Annotated in this window: 20 protein-coding genes; 8 read left to right on the top strand and 12 right to left on the bottom strand. The window is 34.5% G+C overall.

The genetic code is table 11. The features are described 5' to 3' along the window. Nucleotides 1-163: 163 nt before the first annotated feature. The 3 genes from ACFFLS_RS01150 to ACFFLS_RS01140 all read right to left on the bottom strand — a co-directional run bounded on the left by ACFFLS_RS01150 (nt 164) and on the right by ACFFLS_RS01140 (nt 3,585). Nucleotides 164-850, bottom strand: a complete 687-nt coding sequence (locus ACFFLS_RS01150) for a zinc metallopeptidase (RefSeq protein ID WP_379683702.1) — start codon at nt 848-850, stop codon at nt 164-166. Between the two features lie 101 nt (nt 851-951). Beyond that, entirely contained in the window at nt 952-1,581 is a 630-nt protein-coding gene (locus tag ACFFLS_RS01145) for a response regulator (protein ID WP_379683703.1), read from the bottom strand. A 6-nt stretch (nt 1,582-1,587) separates the two neighbouring features. Then, complete coding sequence (locus ACFFLS_RS01140; RefSeq protein ID WP_379683704.1) at nt 1,588-3,585, bottom strand: ATP-binding protein; 1,998 nt, start codon at nt 3,583-3,585, stop codon at nt 1,588-1,590. A gap of 175 nt (nt 3,586-3,760) precedes the next feature. On the opposite strand from ACFFLS_RS01140, the gene ACFFLS_RS01135 reads away from it, so the two are divergent. Continuing rightward, a complete protein-coding gene (locus ACFFLS_RS01135; RefSeq protein ID WP_379683705.1) occupies nt 3,761-4,159 on the top strand; it encodes an MmpS family transport accessory protein in 399 nt (132 codons plus the stop codon). A gap of 77 nt (nt 4,160-4,236) precedes the next feature. On the opposite strand, the gene ACFFLS_RS01130 is transcribed toward ACFFLS_RS01135, so the two are convergent. The 7 genes from ACFFLS_RS01130 to ACFFLS_RS01100 all read right to left on the bottom strand — a co-directional run bounded on the left by ACFFLS_RS01130 (nt 4,237) and on the right by ACFFLS_RS01100 (nt 10,636). Continuing rightward, nucleotides 4,237-4,821 (bottom strand): hypothetical protein, encoded by a 585-nt coding sequence (locus ACFFLS_RS01130; RefSeq protein WP_379683706.1) that lies wholly within the window; start codon nt 4,819-4,821, stop codon nt 4,237-4,239. Further along, complete coding sequence (locus ACFFLS_RS01125; protein WP_379683707.1) at nt 4,814-5,281, bottom strand: RNA polymerase sigma factor; 468 nt, start codon at nt 5,279-5,281, stop codon at nt 4,814-4,816. The genes ACFFLS_RS01130 and ACFFLS_RS01125 overlap by 8 nt, the downstream gene beginning before the upstream one ends. A gap of 1 nt (nt 5,282) precedes the next feature. Next, nucleotides 5,283-6,128: an alpha/beta fold hydrolase gene (locus ACFFLS_RS01120; protein WP_379683708.1), complete on the bottom strand. Its 846-nt coding sequence runs from the start codon at nt 6,126-6,128 to the stop codon at nt 5,283-5,285. Nucleotides 6,129-6,354: 226 nt separating this feature from the next. Further along, nucleotides 6,355-8,625, bottom strand: a complete 2,271-nt coding sequence (locus tag ACFFLS_RS01115; protein ID WP_379683709.1) for a cation:proton antiporter — start codon at nt 8,623-8,625, stop codon at nt 6,355-6,357. Nucleotides 8,626-8,738: 113 nt separating this feature from the next. Then, nucleotides 8,739-9,458: a LytR/AlgR family response regulator transcription factor gene (locus ACFFLS_RS01110; RefSeq protein ID WP_379683710.1), complete on the bottom strand. Its 720-nt coding sequence runs from the start codon at nt 9,456-9,458 to the stop codon at nt 8,739-8,741. After that, nucleotides 9,421-10,182, bottom strand: a complete 762-nt coding sequence (locus ACFFLS_RS01105; protein ID WP_289663472.1) for a sensor histidine kinase — start codon at nt 10,180-10,182, stop codon at nt 9,421-9,423. Before ACFFLS_RS01105 ends, ACFFLS_RS01110 begins: the two co-directional genes overlap by 38 nt. A gap of 4 nt (nt 10,183-10,186) precedes the next feature. Then, a complete protein-coding gene (locus ACFFLS_RS01100) occupies nt 10,187-10,636 on the bottom strand; it encodes a hypothetical protein (protein ID WP_379683711.1) in 450 nt (149 codons plus the stop codon). Between the two features lie 187 nt (nt 10,637-10,823). Between ACFFLS_RS01100 and ACFFLS_RS01095 the strand changes: the two genes are divergently transcribed. The 5 genes from ACFFLS_RS01095 to rpoN all read left to right on the top strand — a co-directional run bounded on the left by ACFFLS_RS01095 (nt 10,824) and on the right by rpoN (nt 17,479). Continuing rightward, nucleotides 10,824-13,190: an efflux RND transporter permease subunit gene (locus tag ACFFLS_RS01095; RefSeq protein WP_379683712.1), complete on the top strand. Its 2,367-nt coding sequence runs from the start codon at nt 10,824-10,826 to the stop codon at nt 13,188-13,190. Between the two features lie 42 nt (nt 13,191-13,232). Then, nucleotides 13,233-13,532: a hypothetical protein gene (locus ACFFLS_RS01090; protein WP_379689086.1), complete on the top strand. Its 300-nt coding sequence runs from the start codon at nt 13,233-13,235 to the stop codon at nt 13,530-13,532. Nucleotides 13,533-13,879: 347 nt separating this feature from the next. After that, on the top strand, nt 13,880-15,325 hold the full coding sequence (asnS, locus tag ACFFLS_RS01085; RefSeq protein WP_379683714.1) for an asparagine--tRNA ligase: 1,446 nt from the start codon (nt 13,880-13,882) through the stop codon (nt 15,323-15,325). A 187-nt stretch (nt 15,326-15,512) separates the two neighbouring features. Beyond that, complete coding sequence (locus ACFFLS_RS01080; protein ID WP_379683715.1) at nt 15,513-15,908, top strand: GxxExxY protein; 396 nt, start codon at nt 15,513-15,515, stop codon at nt 15,906-15,908. Between the two features lie 110 nt (nt 15,909-16,018). Next, entirely contained in the window at nt 16,019-17,479 is a 1,461-nt protein-coding gene (rpoN, locus tag ACFFLS_RS01075) for an RNA polymerase factor sigma-54 (RefSeq protein WP_379683716.1), read from the top strand. Between the two features lie 89 nt (nt 17,480-17,568). Here the strand turns inward: rpoN and ACFFLS_RS01070 are convergent, their stop codons facing one another. Beyond that, nucleotides 17,569-18,006, bottom strand: a complete 438-nt coding sequence (locus ACFFLS_RS01070) for a DUF8479 domain-containing protein (RefSeq protein WP_379683717.1) — start codon at nt 18,004-18,006, stop codon at nt 17,569-17,571. 20 nt (nt 18,007-18,026) lie between these two features. After that, entirely contained in the window at nt 18,027-18,617 is a 591-nt protein-coding gene (locus ACFFLS_RS01065) for a thymidine kinase (RefSeq protein ID WP_379683718.1), read from the bottom strand. A 238-nt stretch (nt 18,618-18,855) separates the two neighbouring features. Between ACFFLS_RS01065 and ACFFLS_RS01060 the strand changes: the two genes are divergently transcribed. Then, a complete protein-coding gene (locus ACFFLS_RS01060) occupies nt 18,856-19,884 on the top strand; it encodes a DUF8457 domain-containing protein (RefSeq protein ID WP_379683719.1) in 1,029 nt (342 codons plus the stop codon). A 36-nt stretch (nt 19,885-19,920) separates the two neighbouring features. Continuing rightward, nucleotides 19,921-20,640, top strand: a complete 720-nt coding sequence (gene rsmI, locus ACFFLS_RS01055) for a 16S rRNA (cytidine(1402)-2'-O)-methyltransferase (protein WP_379683720.1) — start codon at nt 19,921-19,923, stop codon at nt 20,638-20,640. The last annotated feature ends 89 nt before the right edge of the window (nt 20,641-20,729 follow it).

The following is a 20,729-nucleotide window of genomic DNA, read 5'->3' as shown; positions in this document are numbered from 1 at the left end:
AAAAACAAAAGACACTTAAACTGTCTTTATATAATAATCGGAATATGGATTTTGTTTTATTTCCTAACAAAATACAAAATCGTATAAAACAAAACCCGACAGATTTTGAAATGTGTCGGGTTTACTATAATTATCTAATTGACTAATTATCTCAATTATCAAATTAGTTTCTCCTGCTTCCAGAATAAATCGAAATATAATACAGTAAAGTCGCAATAGAACCAATTGCAGCTACCAGATAAGTTCTCGCCGCCCATTTTAAGGCATCTTTTGCTCCCGCTTGCTCCTGCTGTGTGAGCATACGTTTGTTTTCAAGCCATGCGAGTGCACGATTGCTGGCATCATATTCAACAGGAAGTGTGATTACCGAAAATAAAGTTGTTGCAGCAAAAATGACAATTCCGATTAACAATAACTGCGGAAAAACTCTGATCATCAAAATTCCAGCAATCAAAATCCATTGTACATAATTTGAAGCAATACTTACAATAGGTACCAATTTAGATCGCATTGTCAGCCATTCGTAGCCAATTGCATGCTGAACAGCGTGACCGCATTCGTGTGCTGCAACCGCCGCTGCCGCCGCATTTCGGTGATTGTAAACTGCTTCGCTCAAATTTACCGTTTTATCAGACGGATTATAATGATCTGTTAACTGACCATCAGTCGAAATTACACGAACATCTGTAATTCCGTTATCTGCGAGCATTTTTTCGGCGATTTCACGGCCGCTCATTCCGTTTTGAAGCTGTAATTTAGAGTATAATTCGAATTTGCTTTTTAATTTAGAACTCACTAGCCAGCTTACAAGCATAATGGCTCCAGCAAGAATAATATATGGACCTCCCATGTTTTTAATTATTTAGTTTGAATTTAAAGTTACAAAACAAACAGCAAAATGCGAACCATTTTAACAAAATGCCATTTTGACATTTTTCAAGTCATTTTTTCTTAATTCAAAAGATTATTTTTTAAAAGAAAAGCGATTAATTCGGCTACGTTTTTCATTTTGTATTTCTGAAGAATGTTGCGTCGGTGGGTTTGTACCGTTAAAAAACTCAGAAACAAATCGTCTGCAATTTCCTGAGTCGATTTTCCCTGCGAAAGCAGCAAAGCAATATCACGCTCTCTTCGGCTTAGGCTCGGAATTCTTTCTAAATCTTCGGACAAAGGCTGGCTGATTATCATTTTTACTTCTTCGCTAAAAACGATTTCACCGTCTATTGCTCTGTTGATGCATTCTTTAAATTCACCAAAAGAAGCATTTTTAAGAACATAACCATTCCCACCGTTCTGAATGAACTGCATCACTAAACTCCTTTCGGACTGGCTGCTCATACCGATAATTATCAGTTTTGGATATTTCTGCTTGATGGTTTTACACAAATCAACACCATTAATAACGGGAAGGAAAATATCCATCAAAATTAAGTCGACAGTATTTTCTTCAATATAATTTAGAAGCGCAACACCCGATTCAAATTTTTCTACAATTTCAATGTTATCCAAATCAGACAGCAAGCCTGCTATTCCTGAAATTACAATCGGATGGTCGTCTACAATTACGGTTTTATATCTCATTTTAAACTAGTTTTGTACTTTTAACTCAACATAAGTCGAGGTTCCTTTATTAATTTCAGAATCGATTTCGATTTTTCCGTTTAAAAAAGCCACACGGTTTCTAATGTTTTTAAGGCCCATTCCCTCTTTAGATTCAGTCTCTCGGATATCAAAACCTTTTCCGTTATCTTCTACCGTAATAAAAAACACGTCTTTGTTTTGCGAACAGGAAACCAGAATCTCTGAAGCCGCGGCATATTTTAAAGCATTGTTTAGAAGCTCTTGAACAATCCTGTAAATCACAACTTCAAAATGCGGATCTAAACTTGATTTTTTCTTGACGAGGTACTGAAATTCTATTTGGGTTTCTGAACTGGAGTTTGCTGCACACAAATCTTTCAAAGCATGCTCAAGTCCTAATTTTGACAAGCTTTCGGGCATCAAATTCTGAGAGATATTCCGCAGCTCTTTAATGGAGTCGTTGAGCATTGAATTAATATTTGAAGTAGAAACCGCACCTTCTTTATCTGCAAGATTCAAATGGATTTTCAAACCCGAAAGCATACTTCCGAGTCCGTCGTGCAAATCTCTTGCAATTCTTTTCCTTTCAATTTCTTCTCCCTCAATTAATGCATTTGAAACCGATAGTTTTTGTTCATTTTCTAATGCTTCGACTTCCTGTCTATGGTTTAGTTCTTTTTGAAAACCCAATTTCTTTTGATTGTTATTCCAAATCCAGAGAAACAAAACTGTGAGGAAAAGCAGAAACGAAAGCACCGCAAAAAGCATAGAATTTAGGCGGTTATTATTGGCCTGCAAAACGGTCTTTTCGTTCTCTGACTGAAGCAATGAAATCTTCTTCTCACTTTCGGCTTTTCGATATTTGGCTTCAAGTTCTACAATTTCATTTCTTAAAGAAACATCATTTATACTATCGTTGGTTACATTGTATTTATTCGAATAAAAATAAGCTTTTGAATAATCTTTTGTTGCATTGTAAAGCTTAGACAATTCTTTATAATAATTCTTTTTGTCAATTATAAACGGCGTATTTTCAATCAAATATTCAAGATTGCTTTTACATTTTTCAAAATCTTTAAGTTTAAAAAGTACTTCGTATTCTGCAAATTTTAATCGGTTTAAGGCGATAGCATTTTTATGCTTTTCTGAAGAAATGATTCCTTTATTATAACTCACCAACGCTTCCTTATGTTTATTCTGTTTGGCAAAATAGAGTCCTTCCGAATAAAAATAAGAATCGTTTAGGTTTGAATCAGGGTAATTTTTTAAAGTCGAATAGGCTTTTTCGAGTACTTTTTCGGCATCATAAAAATGTTTAAGTTCTATCAGATTTTCAGCATTCATAATATAAGTCTCCATCTTTGACTCTGCCAGCGTTGGAGATTTCATATTGGCATTTTCAATATATTTTTGTGCCTGATCCAGATATTCTGCGGCTTTTTCGCGCTCGTTATTATTCATAAAAATAATAGCAACGGCCTTACTCAATCCGCTAATCAACTCATAATCGCCACTTTTTTTGGCAATCGGAATCGCTTCGTTTACCAATAATCTCATATAAGCGTTTTCGTTGTTTTTGCGTTGCAGCATTATACCGTAGTTTTGAAGTATAATGGCACGCAAACGATATGCTTCTTTAGTGTAATATTTCTTAAGTTTTGAATTGGCATCCAATAATGCCTTTTCGAAGCCTTCAAAATCTCCTTTTTCTATAAAATCATAAGCATTGTAAAAAACAGCAGCATCTCTAAGAAAAGGATAATTGGCTTTTAATTTATTGCCTTGAGCGAGATATTTTTTGGAGTTCTGAATATCCTGAACCATCAAAAACATTTTTGATAGCTTAAAACTATAAAGACTTCGCACACTATCAGATTGTGTGTTTTTTGTAATCTTGACGATGCTGTCAATATAAACCGAATCATCGTCAAGCGAAAGGATAACTTGTGAGTGAGAAAGGGCAGAAAAAAATAAAAATAGTAAAAAGGCGTATAGTTTCTTCATAAGCGGTATTTCTTCAAAGTTATTAAAACTAAATTCCTTACAAAATAAATCGGTCCTTTTTTACCTGAAATCAGGTAAAAGAAAATACACTTTATCAGGTATTGTACTCACTTTATTAAGGCTCTACTTTTGTTGAGTAGAATATTTAAATGTATAACAGATAAAAACAATGCACATGAGAACATATTTTAAACAAATCATGCTGGTTTTGACACTTGCATTCACATTTGCTTCATGCAGCAGTGATAACGACGATAACAACAGCTCATCATCAAGAGACGTCAAATATGAAGTAACAGGAAATTTTACTGGAAAAATGGATGTTTCTTATATGGAAAAAAGTGGCGCCCCACTTATTGAAGACATCAATGTACTGCCTTGGACAAAAGAGTTCACAGCTAATGCAGACAGTGACGGCGCATTATTACACACAAGCGGTTACGGAGGACTTGCAGGACAAACCCTTACGGCTAAAATTTATGTTGGCGGAAAAGTGGTTTCAGAGTTAACTGGCACAGCAAACAATGAAGGAATTATTGTAGTTCACACAAAAACTTACATATTTCCTAGATAGTATAAAATTAGAATTTAATTTTTGTTTTTGGTAAAAGAGAGCTTCGTAGATTTTTACGAAGCTTCTTTTTTTTATCATTATTCCAACTGATTGCAGACATCCTCAAACTTTTCGATCAGACTGTTTATTTTATGCTGTTGTTTTCTAATTTGTTTTGGACGAAGGTAAAACCAGTTGAACAAAATCCAGATTAGCGTTATTCCGTAAGTAAGACTGCTCGCAAAAAAACTCATTCGGCTTGCATATTCATACATATAAAGGCCAATTCCAAGTGTCAGTACGATAAAATAAAAGCTCATCATTTTGGTCTGCAGGAATTGTTGCTTTTTTTTGATTAGAATCAGTTTTTGAAGATATTCCTGATTGGTCTGCGTCGAATCTATTATTTTATACTCCGCCAATAATTTATTGTGTACAAACATATAAACCACCATGGCTAAAATGGTCAAAATAATTCCGATTTTAGTCGAAATAAACTGTGGTTGATAGTAAACCCAGACAAAAATGATAAATGCCGAAGTTGCAAAAAGTGAAATATTCATAATCCATAAACTTCTCAAAGCCAATTTTTTGAACTGTTTCAGCCTGTTTTTTAAATCTTCTATATCGGGTTGATTTACGGTTTGCATTTTCCATAAATCTTTGAAATCTATATTATCCATTTTGTTTGAATTTTTGAGTCAGTTTTTCTTTTATCCTGTGAATTTTCACTCTTACATTGGCCTCAGAAAGACCGACGATTTTAGCTATTTCGGCTTGTTTTATTTCTTCCAGCTCAAGCGAAATAATGATACGATCTGTTTCTGGAAGTTCGGCAATGCACTTATACAAAAACTGAATCTGAGGTTCGAGAGATTTTTGTTTTTCTTCGCTTAAATGCATCGGAAGTTCTGATTTTGGAAAACGTTTTTCTTTTTCAATCTGCCTCAAGCAATTATTTGATGCAATTTTAAAAATCCAAGTTCCAATACTTGATTCGTTTCTAAATGTGCCCAATTTCTGCCAGACAATAATAAAAGTTTCCTGAGCCAAATCTTGTGCTGCACTGTGATTGTTGACAAAACCCATACAGAGCCTGAAAATTCTGTCCCAGTATGTGCTGTAAATTTCTTCGAATTCCATTTTACGATTTTATGAAATTAGTTAACTGAGCCATAAACCAAGACGGGTCATCGTACATAATAAAATGCATTCCTTTGCTAGCATATTCAAACTGTGCTGTCTTTAAATTTTGATACTGCGATTCGATTGCGGGTTTTAAATTTATGAAATAGGATTCTAATAAGATTAACGAAGGACATTTTACAGCTGCAATTTTGGCTCTCAAGTCAGTATTATAAAAATCACAATATAGCTGCCCGAAGGTTTTTCGGTCTGATTTGACACTCCAATCTACCACCATTTCAAGTTTTGACTCATTTTCGAGAAGTCTTGGCATGGATTTTTTCTGCATTTCATAAAATTCTTCATTCGACATAGCAAGCATCTGATTGGTCATAGCCGTACAATCATTATTTACTTTGGATTTAAAAGACGGATCTGTGAGTGCCGCCAGACAAGGCAACGCATCTACCACAACAATACTTCCGATCAAATCTGGATAATCTGTAGCAAGAGCAAGAGCCAAACCGCCGCCCATACTGTGCCCGACAATTATCGGTTTTTCTATTTTTTGATTTTTGATGAAAGTAGCAATGCTGTTCTTCCAATTGTCAAAAGAAGCGTCTCCAGATGGTTTTGTACCTGCGAATCCAGACATCGTTAAAGTATAACAACTGAAATCTTTTTCGAAAACAGCTCTGGTTTCTTTCCAAACATCTCCAGACGAGGCAAATCCTGGAATAAAAATAATCGATTTTTTCCCGTTTCCAGTTTTCAAAACTTCAAATGAATACGATTTTTGTGCAAAAACATTGAAACACAATGCAGAAAATAAGAATGCAATAACTACTGTACTATATTTTTTCATTTTAATTGATTTAAGTTTTTAAATAATCGGATCCAGTGTTTGGATACGGCAATTATTAAAATGTTACAAAACCATTTAAATTTTCAATGAAAAAAACCAAAATCCCAATGTTGATGCGGAATTACAAGTCTAAAAAAATCATTTTCATGAATAGAAAAAACAAAAAATCCAAATCCCAATCAGTAAAAATTGGAATTTGGATTTTAAAAATTGAGATTTAAACTATTTATGGTTTCAAAATCAAAACCGAAGGTGTATTATTCAACCAGATACTTTGAGATTCGATAAGTTTTTTCCAGCTGTCTAAACTTATAATCATTAGATTCTGATTTTCTAAAAATTCTTTTTTAATCGTTCTGTCGTTCATAATCATAATGTGATTTGGGGCAATCTGCTCAATAGAACGAATATTTTCTTGAATTTCTCTGGTGTTTTTTATTTCTGCGCCAGCATTCAGAACCGTAATCTGAGAACCATTATTATTAATTAGTTTTTTCGCATAATCAATCAAGAAAGCATCTTCTTTATCAAAAATAGGCATGAAAATCTGGTTGACGTCTTTGAAATCTTTATCAATAAAAATTCCGACCGGCATTTTGCTTTTTGCGATAATATGGCGTGTTCTTTCGTCAAAAGGATTATTCTCGAATAAACCTTCTTTTCCCGTAAACTTATCAATCAAACGATCAGGGTTGACGATTCGAGTTGTAAAACCAAGGATTTTTCCAAGAAGCGTTCCATCAAAAATCGATTGTCCTAAACCGATCAACAACAAATCATAATCTCCATTATTTGCAGAATCGATAATATCGGTATCAATATCGTTAGAAACTTTAAAAAGACTAACAATATTCTGATTCAAACGATTCGATTCTTCTATAACTGGAACCAGCATCTTCTTTTCATGATCTTTCACATCAAAAGAGTGAATTTCTGTGCTTAACGACAAATGCATCGCCGTTACAATCGAATTGTCTGGCTGTTTTTTGACCAAACTATTTGCTATTTTGAGTAATTTTTTACCTCTTTCAGGAGTCGCAAACGAAAGCAATATTTTGTATTTGCTTTTATTTCCTATTTCTTCTGGCACAGCTGTTTCTTTATCTTTAAAAATAAATCCGATAAAATCTAAAGCCGGACCTGTCATAAAAGTCGTAACCAAAGCCATAATTACCATCATGGTAAAAATTTCTGTAGAAAGAACACCAAGATCATAACCAATATTCAATACTACAAGTTCCATCAAACCGCGTGTGTTCATCAAAGCTCCAATAGACAAACTATCTTTCCAATTCTGTCCGACAAATTTCGCTGCCAAAGCGCTTCCGAAGAATTTACCTACTACGGCAACTGCGATAATTAATCCTGTAATTTTCCATAATCCAGGATCGTTCAACAATCCGATTTGTGTACGCAAACCTGTAAACACGAAGAATAATGGCAATAAAACGATAATGGCAACATCTTCTACTTTTTCAATAAATATGTTTCTGAATTTATTGTTTTCTGGCATAATTGCTCCCGCTAAGAAAGCTCCGAATAAAGCGTGAATTCCAATTAATTCAGCTGCATAAGCAGAAATCAAAAGCGTAATAAAGAAAATAGCTACAACTGGTTTATTTAAACTTTCGCGAGTTGCATTTAAATCTCCGACACGTTTCAAGAACGGACGAACGATTTTCAACATAATGATTACATACAAAATCGCTAAACCAATTACGTATAACGAACTTGTAAATGAACCTGCTTTTACAATCGCAATTACAACTGCCAGAATACACCAAGCTGTAATATCATCGGCTGCGGCGCAAGTAATTGCAATGGTACCGAGTTTTGTTTTCTGCATGCCACGTTCCTGAACTATCCTTGCTAAAACGGGGAAGGCCGTAATACTCATGGCGATTCCCATAAACAATCCGAAAGAAGAAAACTCAACACCAATTGGGGCAAAAGTGTGGTATATAAAATACGCTAGAGTTAATCCTAAAGCAAACGGAATTACAATACTCGCGTGACTGATTACAACCGCATCGTGGGCTTTGTTTTTTAGCACTTTCAAGTCCAATTCCATTCCGATTACAAACATGAAAAGAATTAAACCGATCTGGCTTAAAAACTGTAGATTTCCTAAAGATTCTTTTGGAAACAAAGCGGCCGAAAATTCAGGAAAATACATTCCGACCAAAGATGGCCCGAGCACAATTCCTGCAATCATTTCTCCGATTACAGACGGCTGGCCAATTTTTCTGAAAAACCATCCGAACAAACGTGCTACTAAAATAATAGTCACAATCTGAGCCAGTAAAATAGCTAGTGGATGTTGTAAATTATGAACCATAGAATCTAGGAAATCATTCCAATGGTTGCTTTCGATTTGTTTTTTTACGATGTTGCGCCCCACTTCTAATGCGGCACCTTTTGAAATTACCCAATAAATCAGCGCCGTAAAACCGCCAATAATTGTAATGTAAAATACAGAGTTTTTAATGTTATTCATAACTCGTTCTTTAGATTTATTGCCGCAAATATCAGAACTGAGTTTTAAGCGAAAAAGCAAATTACAAGCTAATTTTCAATGTATGTAACAAGTCGGAAAAACTTTGTAATAAGTTATATTTTTACCTTTTTCAAAAAATCAGAACGATACGTTTCACTTAAAATTAAGGCCGTATTTTTATTGTTTTCTTCTAAATGATGCAATACAATTTCGTTGTGATTGAAGAACTTTATCGCTTTTACAGCCACAATTTCTTTTTTGTTAATTCTACAAAAATCGGCATCAGGCAATTCATTTAAAAGGGTGTCGAATTTTACGTTTTTCAGATTCAGAAAACTTCCATCTGCCAACAAAACTGTTTTATCGCGACTGTCACTTGCAGCTGTTGTGATGTATTGAATTTTATTAAAATACAAAAGTGTTTTCCCTTTATCAGTATTCAGTTGCATGAACTTTCTGGAATTATCCGATTTCTCAAAACGTTCAAAAGCTTTTGTAATGGCTTTTTGAAGACGTTCCAGTTTTACCGGTTTTGTGATATAATCTACTGCATCGATATTAAAAGCATCGGCTGCGTAATCTTTATAAGCTGTACAGAAAATCACCAATTTATTTTCGAGCATTTCGGCCAGATGCAAGCCATCCATTCCCGGCATTTCGATATCAGAAATCAAGAGATCAAAATCCAGATCTGGAATATCAGACAAAAGTTTCTCAGGATTATTAAATGTTTTGACTATTTCCAGTTCCGGAATTTGTTCGCAAAGCATTTTCAAATAAGTCAATCCCGGAAGCTCATCGTCCAGAAGCAAGCATTTCAGTTTTGTATTCAAGTAAATCTATTTTTAGATGAGCAATATAAATGTCGTTTTCTATAAACTTATCGAGTTTGAAATTATTCTTGTAAATAATTCGAAGGCGATGTTCTAAAGTCGCATGTCCAAAACCGCTTCGCTCCTTTTTCAGCACTTTTTTGTCGGAGATTTTATTGGAAACCGTCATAAAAAAAGCATTGTCTTTAAATTCAAAAACAACCGAAATAAAAGCATCGGCACTTTGAAGATCGGCGTGTTTAAATGCATTTTCGATTAAATCAATAGAAATCAAAGGCGCCAACAACGGCTGATCGTACAATTTATCGTCTTCGTTGATATTCGTTTTAATCTTCAATTCGAAAAGCGGACTGATTTTAATTTTATTGATTTCGATTAGATTCAGTGCAAAATTGATTTCTTCTTTTGCCGTCACGAATTTCTTTTTGCTTTCGTATAAAATATAATCCAAAACATTGGCTAATTTGTCTAAAGCGAAATAAGTCTGATAAGCATGCGACTGAATCGAATTTAAAATATTCTTAAACAAATGCGGATTCAGTTTGGACTCCAAATTTTCTAATTGTAGATCATTTACTTTTACTTCAAGCGCATAAAAACTTTTTTCGGCATCTTCTTTTGCTTTTTTGGCCTGCATCAATTGGTAAATCATAAAACAAATGATGACAATCAGCAAAAAAAGAATCGCTAAAAAAATAAACGTTGTGGTATTGTTGTTCTCCATATTTTTAAGATTGTAAACTTCCCTTTACTGTCATTTTATAATGAATTAAAATTCCAATTGTCAAAATTAAAATACTAGAAATCCAAAGATAATATCCTAACTCAAAAGAAATAATTTTAGCCATTGCTCCGCTTTCGGCTCCTAAAATTTCACTCCAAAAAGAAAAAGAAACTGCCAAAGCTGATGCTAATAAACTCAGAGAAATAGCTCTTGGGTCATTTTTCCAGAAATATATAATTGCACATAAACACAATGGATTTGCAAGCCAAATAATTTCTTCAAACAATCCACCGCCCATAAAAGCGATTGCTCCCATAAAAAAATAGTCAAACGACGCACCTGTTTTTGTTTCTCCTCCGTAATTTACAATTAATGCATTTTGAGTTAATGAAAATAAAAGCAACAATAAACTCAAGACAATCGTTACAAACTTAATCTGTTTGGAATACATCATTTTTAATTCTCTTGTATTAATAAATTAATTGCAAATATGAGAAAACCTTGCGAGTAAAATATAAAAAGCACACATTTTCTCTTTTTTAAACATTATGCTTTTTTGTGTTAACGTTAAGTAAAATACAATGGTTTATTTATGATTTCTAGCACTTTTCACTACATTTGCATCCATTTTTAAAGATTTTATGAAAAACACAGTTCAAGTTGGATTTTGGGAAAAATTGGCCCGAATCATACTTAAAAACAGAATAACAATTCTAGTTATCCTTTCCGCTTTAACTATTTTCTTTGGTTATCAATGGAAAAACCTTTCTATGACCTATACTGAAGCAAACCTGCTTCCGAAAGATCATATTGCGAATAAGGATTATCAAAAATTCTTAGATAAATTTGGGGAAGAAGGAAATCTTATCGTAATCGGATTTCAGGATAAAAACTTTTTTACGCCGAAAAATTATGCTGCCTGGACAGAATTAATGAACGGCTTGAAAAAAGCTAAAGAAGTAGATTTGGTTATTTCTTTAAATGACTTAAAGAAACTGGAAAAAGATACTGTAAACCAAAAATTTGTTTTAGCACCATTTATTGAACAAAGCAAAGCGCTTGATCCGGCTTACTTAAAAACGGTTCAGTACGATTTGTTTCACAATTTGCCTTTTTACGAAGGTTTATTGTTTAATAAAGAAAGTGGTAGCGTTCGTTCTGCGATTTATATGAACAAAGCGTTGGTAAATACAGCTGAGAGAAAGACTTTTATCTTAAATGATTTAGTTCCAAAAATCGATAAATTCGAAAAAACAACAGGAATCGATCTTAAAGTTTCGGGAATGCCGTACATCCGTACGATTAATGCGGACAATATGAAAGGCGAAATCGGACTTTTCATTGGAGCGTCTTTATTGACGGTTTCGTTGATTTTCTTTTTCTTTTTCCGTTCGTTCAGAGCTACTTTTATTTCGATCTGTATTTTAATTGTCGGCGTAACCTGGTCGTTTGGAACACTTGGGTTATTTGGTTATAAAATCACGATTTTAACGGCTATTATTCCACCGCTGATTATTGTAATCGGAATTACCAACTGCATTTTCCTGATTAATAAATACCAGCAGGAAATTAAGTTGCACAACAATCAGGCAAAAGCATTACAGCGTGTGATTTCAAAAATTGGTTCTTCGACTTTGATGACCAATTTAACAGCTGCGATTGGTTTTGCAACCTTGATGATTACAGGAAACGAATTGCTTTTTGAATTTGGTTTGGTTACGTCAATCAACGTCCTTTCTGTTTATACTTTGACACTTTTTATCGTGCCAATTATCTACAGTTTTATGCCATTGCCAAAAGCAAAACACTTATACCATTTAGATAAAACGTACATTTCGACTTTGTTGAATACTGTTGCCACTATTGTGAAAGGTAAAAAAACAATCGTTTACATTATTTACGCAGTACTTTTTGTAATCAGTTTGAATGGAGTGAGACAAATGAAAGTGTCGGGAAGTTTGATTGGCGAAATGCCGAAAAGTGCTTCTTTTTTTAAAGATATTTTATTTTACGAAAAAGAATTCAATGGTGTAATGCCACTGGAAATCATGATTGACACCAAAAAGAAAAAAGGTGTTATGAAGCCGGCTACTATTCGTAAAATGGATGAATTACAGAATACTATTTCTGAAATTCCAGAATTGGCAAAACCGGTTTCGGTTGTCAATTTGGTCAAATATGCCAAACAGGCTTTCTACAACGGAAACCCTGAATATTACCAATTGCCAACTTCACAGGAACAGACTTTTATTTTGGGTTATGCTAAAAATGCAACCAAAAACAGCAAAGAAAACTTAATGAAAGCCTATGTTGATTCAACTGGACAATATGCCCGAATCACGACTTTCATGAAAGATATCGGAACGGATGAAATGGCGAAAGTAGAAGGGAAATTGCGTAAAAAAATTAACGAAATTTTCCCTAACGACCGTTACGAAGTTACGATTACTGGAAAAGCATTGGTTTTCCAAAAAGGAACAACCTACCTAGCGCACAACTTAATCGAATCTTTGCTTTTTGCGATTGCAACTATAGCAATTTTGATGCTGTATTTATTCCGTTCGTTCAAAATGGTAATGGCTTCTTTGATCACGAATATATTACCGCTTTGCATTACTTCCGGACTAATGGGTTATTTCGGGATTCCGTTAAAACCTTCAACGATTCTGGTATTCAGTATCGCTTTCGGAATCTCGGTGGATAATGCGATTCAGTTTATGGCAAAATACAAACACGACTTAATTCAAAATAAAGGAAAAGTGAAGAAATCGGTTTTCAGTGCCTTGAGAGAAACGGGAGTGAGTACGTTCTATACTTCTGTAGTTCTGATTTTAGGTTTTGCTACTTTTACACTTTCAAGTTTTAGCGGCACAATCGCTTTAGGAGGATTAATTTCTTGTACTTTGGTTTTTGCAATGTTTGCTAACTTGGTTGTTTTACCTTCGCTGGTTTTGACTTTCGAGAAGAAGAAAACGAAGAAAGAGGAATTGGAGAGTTTGGAGAAATAAGGTTTTGTTTGCTACAAATTTCACGAATTGACACGAATTAAAATGCCAAAAAAAAGAATTACAGCAATTGCATTACTCTTTTTATATAGTAGCAATTGTTTAGCCGAAGGACAATATGGATTAGCGCGATTTTTAACGCTTATCCATATTCTATTCCTTTGTTTGTCTATTTTGACTTATACAATTATTGGAGGAGCTATACTAAAATTCATTTTACTAAAATCCAATCTTTTGGTAAAAAATCAAACCCGTAAAGCATTTATTATTTCATTTTCAATAACAATTTTAGCAGTGATTTTTTTTGAAGATGATTTTATATATTACTTATGGCATAACATGTAATGGCCGAACAGTCTGTTATTTCGACGAAGGAGACCCAGGCAAAGCAAATAAAACTCGAAATCTGACAAAAATTGGCGACTTTCTTTGCCAAATTACTAGTATGATTCCTCGTTCCTCGGAATGACAAAAACAAGAGAAATTGCTTCTTTTGAAACCGATTGCCCTAGCCCTGATAGAAGCGGTATCCTTTTTCTTGCTCCTTTAGCAAGAAAAAGATATAGCGGATTGCTTCGCCAATTCGCACATTTGTGCTCGGGTGCAGAAAAACAGCTTCAAAAATTAATTAATATCGATTATATTTGCAGTTGTTCAAAATGAATATTACTTAATATCAATTATATATAAAAATGAAACACACAAAGGTTAGAGACTTATTAAACAGTACGACGACGTTACAGGAAGTGAATGCAAAAGGATGGGTGAGAACTTTTAGAAATAATCAGTTCATCGCTTTAAATGACGGTTCTACCATTAATAATATTCAATGTGTTGTTGATTTTGAAAATACTCCAGAAGAAACTTTAAAAAGAATCACGACTGGAGCTGCAGTTTCTGTAATTGGAACTTTGGTTGAAAGTAAAGGTGCTGGTCAGAAATATGAAATTCAGGTTACAAAATTGGAAATTCTTGGAGATTCTGATCCTGAAAAATTCCCAATGCAACCTAAAAAACATACTTTAGAGTTTTTACGTACAAATGCACATTTACGTGTACGTACTAATGCTTTTGGAGCGATTATGCGTGTGCGTTCGGTATTGTCATTTGCGGTTCACAAATATTTTCAGGAAAAAGGATTTGTGTATGTAAACACGCCAATTATTACTGGAGCTGACGCTGAAGGTGCTGGTGAGATGTTTCAAGTGACTTCTTTGCCTTTGGATAATCTTCCAAAAACTGAAGAAGGAAACATCGATTTCAAACAAGATTTCTTTGGAAAACATACAAACTTAACCGTTTCTGGGCAGTTAGAAGGGGAAACTTTTGCAATGGCTTTGGGCCAGATTTATACGTTTGGACCAACGTTTAGAGCGGAGAATTCAAACACTTCTCGCCACTTGGCAGAATTCTGGATGATCGAGCCAGAAGTTGCTTTCAACAATCTTGATGACAACATGGACTTGGCTGAAGATTTTATTCAGTACGTTATTAAATATGCTTTAGACAATTGTGGAGATGATTTGAAATTCTTGGAAGGAAGGCTTTTAGAAGAAGAAAAATCAAAACCACAAGCTGAAAGAAGCGAAATGAGTTTGTTAGAGAAATTGAATTTCGTTTTGGAGAACAACTTCAAACGTGTTTCTTATACAGAAGCAATTGACATTTTAAGAGATTCAACTCCAAATAAAAAGAAGAAATTCCAATATATCATCAACGAATGGGGAGCTGATTTACAATCAGAACACGAACGTTATTTAGTAGAAAAACACTTTAAATGTCCGGTAATTTTATTCGATTACCCAGCAAACATCAAAGCGTTTTACATGCGTTTGAACGACAATACAGAACCAGGAAGAGAAACTGTTCGTGCAATGGACATCCTTTTCCCTGGAATCGGAGAAATCGTTGGTGGTTCTGAAAGAGAAGAGCGTTACGATGTTTTGGTTGAAAAAATGAAAGCCTTAGAAATCGACGAAGAAGAATTATACTGGTATTTAGACACCAGAAGATTTGGTTCTGCAACTCACGCAGGTTTCGGCTTAGGATTTGAGCGTTTGGTATTGTTTGTAACTGGAATGACAAACATTAGAGACGTAATTCCTTTCCCAAGAACTCCGGGTAGCGCGGAATTCTAGGAAGTTTTGCCACGAAGGCACAAAGACGCTAAGTTTATTTTTAAACTAACTGAGTTAAAGACTCAAAAAAATTAAAATAATACCACGAAGACACAAATTCACAAGTATTATTTTAATTTTTTAGTGAAGATTTAAAAACTTAAAAAAACTTTGTGCCTTAGCGTCTTCGTGGCAAAAAAAACACAAAATGCTCTCAGAAAGAACGGAAGAAATTGGAAAAATAATTGTAAACTCAGCCTTTAAGGTTCACAAACAACTTGGACCTGGACTATTAGAAAGAGTTTATGAAGTTTGTTTAGCTCATGAAATCGCTAAAGCTGGTCTTGAAGTAAAACGCCAAGTTGATATTCCCATCTTTTATGACGGAATTGAATTCAGCGAAGGATTAAGATTAGATTTACTGATTGAAGATTCTATAATTATAGAAATAAAAGCCGTTGAACAAATAAATCCGGTTTGGGAAGCACAAATTATAAGTCAGCTAAAATTACTGAATAAAGATTTAGGCTTTTTAATTAATTTCAACGTTCCGTTAATAAAGAGTGGCATCAAAAGATTTATAAATACAAAAAGAGTATTTTAAAAACTTTAAAAACAAGCCTTTTAAGGCAAATAAAAAATAAAAAAACTTTGCGCCTTTGTGTCTTAGTGGCAGAAATAGCGCCTTAGTGGCAAAAAAATAGCGCCTTAACTATGCTAAAGCAATTTTTAAATTTAAAATTATCCCAAAAATTATCTCCACAGCAAATCCAGCTGATGAAGTTAATTCAATTGCCTACGCAAGCTTTTGAACAGCGTTTATTAGAAGAAATGAACGAAAATCCGGCTTTGGAAGCTGGTAAAGAAGACGAATACGAAGCTGACGAATATGCTAACGACGAATACGACGATTATGATGATGGAGAATCAGATAGAATCGAAGCAGACGACATTAACATTGACGAATATCTAAGCGACGACGACACACCTGATTACAAAACTCAGGTTAATAATTATAGTGAAGACGAAGAACGTGAAACGCCTTTTGCCTCCCCAATTAGTTTTCATCAGGATTTAATCAATCAGTTGAATACTTTTATTCTGAACGATGAAGAGCGAGAAATCGCTGAATTCCTTGTTGGAAGTATTGACGATATGGGTTACATCCGTAGAAGCATTCCGGATATTGTAGACGATATGGCTTTTACTCAGGGAATTTATACTGATGAAGCAATGGTCGAAAAAATGCTGCATGTCATTCATGAATTGGAACCTTCGGGAGTTGGTGCACGCGATTTGCAGGAATGTTTATTGTTGCAATTAAAACACAAAACACCAACCGAATATGTTGATTTAGCCATTGACATTATCGAAAACCAGTTTGATGCTTTTACGAAGAAACATTACGACAAACTTTTACAAAAATACAGCGTTTCTAATGAACAGCTTAAAAAAGCAATTCACGAAATTGAAAGATTAAACCCGAAACCGGGAGGGTCTTTTGCAGGAAACAATAAAGTTACAGAAAATGTAGTTCCAGATTTTGCTATCCGAATTGTTGATGGTGAATTGGAATTGACTTTAAATGGACGAAATGCTCCTTCGCTGCACGTTTCTAAAGATTATCAGGAAATGATGCAAACGTATAAAGAATCTAAAGATAAATCGACGGCACAGAAAGATGCGGTTCAGTTTATCAAACAAAAATTAGATTCGGCTAAATGGTTTATCGATGCGATTAGACAGCGTCAGGAAACGCTTTTTGTAACGATGAATGCGATTATGCATTATCAAGAAGAATATTTCTTAGATGGCGACGAAACCAAGCTAAAACCAATGATCTTAAAAGATATTGCAGATATGGTTGGTTTGGATATTTCGACGATTTCGCGTGTAGCCAACAGTAAATATGTTGAAACGCCATATGGAACAAAGCTTATTAAAGAATTCTTCTCTGAAGCCATGAAAAATGATCAAGGAGAAGATGTTTCGACTTTAGAAATTAAAAAAATCCTTCAAAACACAATTGAAGATGAAGATAAAAGAAAACCGCTTCCAGACGATCAATTGGCTGAAATCTTAAAAGAAAAAGGGTATCCGATTGCAAGAAGAACGATTGCTAAATATAGAGAACAACTGGATATTCCGGTAGCGAGAATGAGAAAGAAGATTTAATTCTTCTCAAACTATATAAGAAATATAAATCCATTAAAAAACCGACAGATTTCAAGTATTTGTCGGTTTTTTTTATCGATGCCTTATTTTTATTTGTATTGATCTGGAAGCACTTTCACATCAAACAAAAAAGCTTTCTTTTTATCACGGTACTGATAAATTAGCGTAAAATCATTCTCACGAAAAACTTCAAGTCCCGAATTTGCTTTGGCAGTATTTATTATGCTTTCTCCAATTTCTTTACCTATCAAGTCTAATTCTGCTGTTTCTTTTTCGACATTTATTAATGTCAAATTATAACGAACAACTTGTTTTTCGGGCAGACTCACACTATCCAAACGAATTCCTGGCTGAATCGTCAATGGACAATTTTTATTATATTTTGAAACAAGTTGTGTTATTTCAGTATTTACTTCATCGGCATTCTCAGAAAGATAAAACTGAAAAAAAACGGCCAGTGCCGCTGCAATTCCGATTACGGTAAAGAGTATTATATTCTGCTTTTTTCTGCTCTGCTTTTCTGTCATTGTTTGTTAAAACTTTAGATTTATTTTTCCTGACTTTTCTTCATTGCCTTAAAATAGGCAGCACGGCTAAGCGGCTCATATTCTTCGGTTTCACCCAGCATTACCAATTTATCGTTATCCGTTTTTCTGAAACTGTAATTGGCCAAATTTCCTGTTCGTGTACACACCGCATGTACTTTGGTAACATATTCTGCTGTTGCCATAAGCCCCGGCATAGGTCCAAACGGATTTCCTTTAAAATCCATGTCAAGTCCAGCTACTACTACACGAATTCCTTGATTGGCAAGATCGTTGCAAACCGTGACAATTTCATCATCAAAAAACTGCGCTTCATCAATTCCGATTACGTCACATCCTTGTGCTAAAATTAGAATATTAGCAGCTGCGGGAACGGGTGTCGAACGGATTTCATTGGCATCGTGTGACACCACCATTTCATCATGATAACGGGTGTCAATAGCTGGTTTGAAGATTTCGACTCTTTGTTTGGCAAACTGCGCGCGCTTTAATCTGCGAATCAGTTCTTCGGTTTTACCCGAAAACATTGATCCACAAATAACTTCAATCCACCCAAATTGTTCTTTGTGATTTACTGTATTTTCGAGAAACATTTTGTATTTTTCTGCCTTTAAAAATGAATAGTTTTTATTACTTTGTACTGGTAATAAATCTGTGTAAAATTTTACTGTTTTTACACTTTTTCAAAAGTAGAAAATTTTTATCAAATCGAAGATTCGTCGACGTCTTATTAACAGAAATAAAAAATAAGATTTAGAATTCAACGACGAATAAAGAAAATCATTTAGAGAATATACTAAAAATACCCTATTTACTATAATTTCAATAGTCATGAAAAAAAAATTGGAAGCCGATTTAATCAGCATTGCACATCGAATTTTAAAACTTAAGAACAAATCCGATATCAATCAATTGTATCTGGAAACGCAGAAATTATATGAGAAATTAGCGGTATTAAAATTTATAGATGAGAACTTTGAAGGTGTGAAACCTACAATTGGACAAAGCGAAATTGAATCGCAGATTGAGACTATTTTCGAAAAAGAAGAAATAATTCCAGTTGCGATTGAAACTGAAACTCCTGAGCCAGCTAAAGAAATTGTTCCCGAAATCGTTTCGGAACCAGAAATTACAGCAACAGAAATTGAAGAAATTACGGTTGAAAAAACCGAAACTGAAGATACCGCTGAAGAAGAAGTTTCTGAAATTGAAGCCGAAAGCAAAGAAGAACCGATTATTCATGTTTTAGAAGATGAATCTTTAGACGAAGAAGCTGAAGAAACTGAAATCGACCTAAAAGAAGAAGTCGTTAAAGAAGACGAAAATTCATTTAGGACTTTCAGTGATTTAAAACCGATTCCGGATTTCAAACCTGCATTTGAACTCACAGAAGAGCCAAAACAGGTAGAAGAAGAAAAAAAGGAATCAGAATCTAAGGCCACACCAATCCCGATTATGTTTGAGGATTTAGGAGTAAATTATGCTGATGCTCAATTTGTAAAAGTTGAAAATGTGCAAAATGTTCCGCCTATCCCAACCATTGCCGAGTGGAAAGAACAAAAAGCTGCAGAAACTGCGGCCGCTAAAATCCAGACCGAATCAAAACCGGCTACTTTAAACGAAAAATTATCGCGAGGTTTTCATATCGATTTGAACGACAGAATCGCTTTTACCAAAAATCTTTTCGGAAACAGCACCGAAGATTACAGCCGAGTTTTAAATCAGTTACTGACATTTGATTCGTTCGCAGAAGTAAAAGATTTTATCGAAAATATGGTAAAACCCGATTACAACAATTGGGTAGGAAAAGATGATTACGCAGAGCGTTTTATGGGAATTATCGAGAAAAAATTCCTTTAATTCGGTTCAACTTACCTTTTACATTTCACAAAAATTATGTCAAAATTATATATCGTTCCCACGCCAATCGGCAATCTTGAAGACATGACTTTTAGAGCCATTCGGGTTTTAAAAGAAGTCGATTTGATTTTGGCTGAGGACACCCGCACCAGCGGAAAATTGTTGAAGCATTTTGAAATCGGCACGCACATGCACAGCCATCATATGCACAATGAACATAAAACGACCGAAAATCTGATTGCAAGATTAAAAGCTGGAGAAACGATCGCTTTAATTTCGGATGCAGGAACCCCAGCAATTTCGGATCCAGGTTTTTTATTGACTCGTGCCTGCGTTGAAAATAAAATCGAAGTAGAATGCCTTCCAGGTGCTACTGCCTTTGTTCCGGCCTTAGTAAACAGCGGACTTCCAAATGACAAATTTGTTTTTGAAGGTTTTCTTCCTGACAAAAAAGGACGTCAGACCCGTTTTTTGGCTTTGGCCGAAGAAACCAGAACTATGATTTTATACGTTTCCCCACATAAGCTCGTTAAAACTTTAAGCGAGTTTGTTCAGTATTTTGGAGAAGACCGACAAGTCTGCGTTTCGAGAGAATTATCAAAATTACATGAAGAAAATGTACGCGGAACCGCCAAAGAAGTTTTAGCGCATTTCGAAAAAACAGCGCCGCGTGGCGAAATCGTCGTAGTTGTTGCTGGAAAAACAATAACAAAAGAACCTAAGAAAAGTAAGTTTTCTAAGGATGAAGAAGAATAAATAATCATTTCAGCCACAGATTAAAATGAATATCCCGATTTAAAAAAAATGAACCACAAATTTCACAAATTTCCACAAATTGAATTAGC

The sequence above is a fragment of the Flavobacterium procerum genome (assembly GCF_042431625.1).
GTDB lineage: Bacteria > Bacteroidota > Bacteroidia > Flavobacteriales > Flavobacteriaceae > Flavobacterium > Flavobacterium procerum.
Note: the sequence above shows the minus strand (reverse complement) of the source record. Positions and strands in the feature narration are given on the sequence as shown.